This is a genomic window from Streptomyces nanshensis (genome assembly GCF_001751255.1).
In the GTDB taxonomy this organism is placed as follows: Bacteria; Actinomycetota; Actinomycetes; order Streptomycetales; family Streptomycetaceae; genus Streptomyces; species Streptomyces nanshensis_A.
In genome coordinates this window covers 1-558 of sequence record NZ_LJGW01000501.1, presented here as the reverse complement: position 1 = coordinate 558, position 558 = coordinate 1, and the positions used below count along the sequence as shown (strand labels likewise).

The window sequence follows — 558 nt, the reverse complement described above, 5'->3', positions numbered from 1 at the left end:
GGCCAACGACGAACCCGAACTGCTGAAGCTGGTCGGCGACGTCCTGGACCTCGCCGACGGCCGGGAGGTCACCTGGGCACTGGACATGGCAGGCGGCGGCCCCGGGCTGCTGATCGCCCTGCTCGTCAACCACGGCCAGGAACTCGTCTACATCCCCGGCATCGCGGTCAACCGCGCCTCCGAGGGCTACCGCGGCGCGGGCAAGACCGACGCCCGGGACGCGCGAGTGATTGCCGACCAGGCCCGCATGCGCCGTGACCTGCAGCCGATCCGGCCGGGCGATGACGCGGGCATCGAACTGAAACTGCTGACCGAGCGGCGCGTTGACCTGGTCGCCGACCGCACCCGCACCACCAACCGGCTCAAGGGCCTGCTCAACAGCATGTTCCCGGCCCTGGAACGTGTCCTGGACATCGGCACGGCCGGAGCCCTCCTGCTGCTGACGGGCCACCAGACGCCGGCGGCGATCCGCCGCACCGGCCTGCGCCGGCTGACAACCTGGCTGCGCAACCGCAAGGTCCGCACCCCCGAGGCCCTGGCCGCCAAGGCGGTGGATGC

General features: G+C 71.9%; 1 protein-coding gene. It reads left to right on the top strand.

The window, feature by feature from the left end:
• Positions 1-558: IS110 family transposase (locus AN218_RS29070; RefSeq protein ID WP_141747736.1), on the top strand; the 558-nt coding region annotated here is incomplete at both ends.